The organism is Parahaemophilus parainfluenzae, from assembly GCF_001053575.1.
GTDB classification, from domain to species: domain Bacteria; phylum Pseudomonadota; class Gammaproteobacteria; order Enterobacterales; family Pasteurellaceae; genus Haemophilus_D; species Haemophilus_D parainfluenzae_S.
Map to the genome: position 1 here is coordinate 1 of NZ_JVSL01000021.1, position 3,500 is coordinate 3,500.

General features: G+C 35.7%; 3 protein-coding genes and 2 pseudogenes. All 5 read left to right on the forward strand.

All coding sequences use genetic code 11. The features are described 5' to 3' along the window. A pseudogene (locus AC979_RS10525) lies at nucleotides 1–1,524 on the forward strand (filamentous hemagglutinin); the annotation flags it as partial. Nucleotide 1,525: 1 nt separating this feature from the next. Next, nucleotides 1,526–1,894: a hypothetical protein gene (locus tag AC979_RS04310; RefSeq protein WP_049357095.1), complete on the forward strand. Its 369-nt coding sequence runs from the start codon at nucleotides 1,526–1,528 to the stop codon at nucleotides 1,892–1,894. A gap of 111 nt (nucleotides 1,895–2,005) precedes the next feature. Continuing rightward, complete coding sequence (locus tag AC979_RS04315) at nucleotides 2,006–2,371, forward strand: hypothetical protein (protein ID WP_032997858.1); 366 nt, start codon at nucleotides 2,006–2,008, stop codon at nucleotides 2,369–2,371. Between the two features lie 163 nt (nucleotides 2,372–2,534). After that, a complete protein-coding gene (locus AC979_RS04320; RefSeq protein ID WP_049372998.1) occupies nucleotides 2,535–2,735 on the forward strand; it encodes a hypothetical protein in 201 nt (66 codons plus the stop codon). 67 nt (nucleotides 2,736–2,802) lie between these two features. Further along, nucleotides 2,803–3,500, forward strand: a pseudogene (locus tag AC979_RS04325) (filamentous hemagglutinin); the annotation flags it as partial.

A 3,500-nucleotide genomic window follows, 5' to 3' on the forward strand; every position in this document is an offset into this window, starting at 1 on the left:
GGCTATGGTTTTGCCGCAGGTGGTAGTTTCAATAAATCGAAAATTAATGCTGATCATGCAAGCGTGAATGAACAGGCTGGAATTTATGCCGGTGATGAGGGGTATGACATCAACGTCAACCATACGGATTTAAAAGGCGGTCTCATCACCTCGACACAAAAGGCGGAGGATGAGGGTAAAAACCGATTTAGCACGGGCACGATTACACATTCAGATATTGAAAACCATTCAAACTATAGCGGTTCAAGCTTTGGTGTGAGCGGCAGTGTGGCAGCGAATTTTGACACACCGTTTGGGAAAGAGGGTCAAGCGCAAAGTAGTAAACAGGCGGTGGATGATGATGGCAATCCGATTTATAGAAACGACCGAGGAGAATTGACCACAGAAGCCAAAAATGCGCAGGGTAAAGACAACGCAAAACAACTTGCTACAGGTTGGGATTCTTTAGAAACCTCAATAGGATTAGGTGTTGGGCGAGATAAAGAAAGTCAAAGTAGTGTGACAAAAAGTGGTATTAATACTGCGAATATTGAAATTAGAGACCAAGCGGAACAACTGGCGAAAACCGGTGAAACAGTTGAGCAGACGCTAGATAGCATTAAAACCGATGTGACTACGGATAATGCAGAGCAGCATTCCGGCAAGTTGGAAAATCATTTTGATAAAGACAAAGTGATGAAAGAGCTCAACATTCAAGTGAAAGTTACTCAAGATTTTCGTAAAAATGCCTTCTCAATGATTGATGCCTATGCGCTTCCGAAACAGGCTGAATTGAGAAAACAAATCAAGGAAGCTAAAACTGAAGAGGAAAAGACCGCACTTTATGGAGAAATTTATAAATTGCAATATCAAAAACGTTTGCTTGAAACCGTGGTAGGCATCGTATCGGGTTCGCCTGATGTTGCAATAACACAAGGAACTTTGCAATTAGCCGCGACGAAGATGAGAGAGGAGACTTTAGCTAATTCAAGATTATTTAAAGGTATTAAAGATGCTAAGACGGGGAAAATTCTTCGTAATGATAGTTATGATAGCGGTTATTTTGATGGAGTAAAATTAGGTGGTGTTCGAATTGATATCAATGCAATTTGTACTCAAGGAGTCGGTTCCTGTGAAAAAAATGCAGATGGGTTAGTTGTATTTAAAGGTGAAAATGGATTGTCATTGGATGATGCTATAGATCCAAATAAAAATCAAAAGGCAAAAGACTTATATGGTCCTACAGGTGGATTTCAATCCGTTGAAGGCGGTTGGTATTCTGACGGAAAAGTAATCACTCCTTATAAACCAGGTAATATCTCTGATCATTTGGTTGAATCTTTTGCAGGTACTCACGATCTATTAGGTGGACAAATGTGGGGATGGTATGACAAACAAGGTAATACTTCTCAGAAAAATAATATCCAACAATTTTTATCAGATCGAACAACAGAAATAGCAATTCCTATTTCCGCACCATTTGCTGTATCTGATCTAATTAGTTCGGATATGATGGAAGTACTTTTTAAATTAGGAGGTAATTAATATGAAAATAATCTTATTAATTATGTCAGTGTTTTTGATAAGTGGTTGTTTATATTCTTTTGAGGGTGAATGTTTTAGACCAATCATTCAGGTTGTCTCAAGTAATTGCTATAAAAAAGGAGAAGTGTTCTCATCAATAGCTCATTATCAAAAGCCTTATAGTATAGGTAAAACTGATCAGCAACAGCGTTGGAAAGATGCTGTTAGCTGTGGTAGTAAATATGGAGATCAAGAACTTTACTACATTAATAAAACTGGTAAATACGAAGAATTTCAATCTTGTATGGAAAGGAAAGGATATAAAAGATTTTGGCCCGCAGAATGCGGTTATAAAAATTCCAAATGGGATAAGGGGATATGTAATGAATAGCCTACTAAGTAACAATTGCTATTGTAATTCCGGTATCCGCGCTATTTGCTTTATTCGATGTAATGTCATCAGATATGTTTGAACTTTTGATGAAAATAGGAGGTAAATAAAATGAAATACACCTTATTTATTCTTTGTTTTATATTAAACGGATGTTGGTATTCAAACGGATGTTTTTATACTCCACAAATGGTTAATTGTGTTGATAAGGGGAAAGAATATCCATTAATTGCAGGGTATCAAAAAAAAGAACTACTAGGACATACAAACTCAAAACAACGATGGAAAGATCTTGTTTCTTGTGGAGGAAAGTATGGTGATATAAATCTACACTACTATCCGCAAAACTATCAAATAAATGACAAAAGATATAAAAATCTTGATGAATGTATGAATACTAAGGGGTATATATATCTTTCTCCCGCTGAATGTGGCTATCAAGATCCTAAGTGGGATAAGGGAAAATGTAACTTATAAAGCATTGAATTTATTATTTAAATAGAGTGCGGTCAAAAATTTGGGAGTTTTTAAATTTTAAAAACAATCTGAAAAATGACCGCGCTTTTTTTTAGAGAAAGAAAATTAATTCATCAGCAAGGTAGCGTGCGTTAATTTTTGGTTCACGCACCTTGCGTTAGCTATGGGGATGGAAGTAATGAGAATTTTAGTTATATTCTTTATGACTATTTTTATTCAATCTTGCCTTTCATATTCTTCAGATGAGGCTTGGCATAATCTTAATAAAATGTACAAAGAGGCTAATGGAAAGAAAATATGTATGAAATATAAAGGAAATGTACATGTCATGTATTATTGTGAAAATGAAAACAAAGAACAATAGCAAAGTAGAAAGTAAAAAGTAAAAAATACGTATAATTGATGAGATTTTTTTCACAGTGTACTTTATATATGGTTTTTCTGCGGATGGCAGTTTCAATAAATCGAAAATCAATGCTGATCATGCGAGTGTGAATGAACAGGCAGGAATTTATGCTGGTGATGAAGGTTATGATATTAATGTTAATAAGCATACCGATCTTAAAGGTGCATTGATTACCTCTACCCAAAAGGCAGAAGCAGATGGTAAAAACCATTTTAGTACCGGCAGCATTACACATTCAGATATTGAAAATCACTCAAATTATAGTGGCAGCAGTTTTGGTGTAAGTGGCAGTGTGTCAGCTAACTTTGAAACACCATTTGGTGAAAATGGTGCAGCTCAAAGTACAAAACAAGCCACGGATAAAGATGGTAATCTGCTTTATACTGATAAAAATGGCAACACAACCGTTAATTCTAAAGGAGTAGATGGAAAAGAGAACACCAAGAAATTGGCTGAAGGCAAGGAGTCTCTCCAATTCTCTTATGGCATGGGCTATGGTAAAGATTCTGATAGTCAATCTAGCACAACAAAAAGTGGTATTAATACACAAAATATCATAATTAAAGATGAAGCAGAGCAATTAAAACGTACAGGCAAAACGGTACAAGAAGAAATTGCTGCGATAAAAACAGATATCACTACAGAGAGTGCACAAAGCCAAAGTGGGAAATTAGAGAATCGTTTTAATAAAGATGATGTTCAAAAAGAGCTTGATTTCCAACG

What these genes read in the sequence shown, in the direction of transcription:
- AC979_RS04310 (WP_049357095.1), top strand. Translation starts at nt 1,526, where the DNA reads ATGAAAATAATCTTATTAATTATGTCAGTGTTTTTGATAAGTGGTTGT.
- AC979_RS04315 (WP_032997858.1), top strand. Translation starts at nt 2,006, where the DNA reads ATGAAATACACCTTATTTATTCTTTGTTTTATATTAAACGGATGTTGG.
- AC979_RS04320 (WP_049372998.1), top strand. Translation starts at nt 2,535, where the DNA reads ATGGGGATGGAAGTAATGAGAATTTTAGTTATATTCTTTATGACTATT.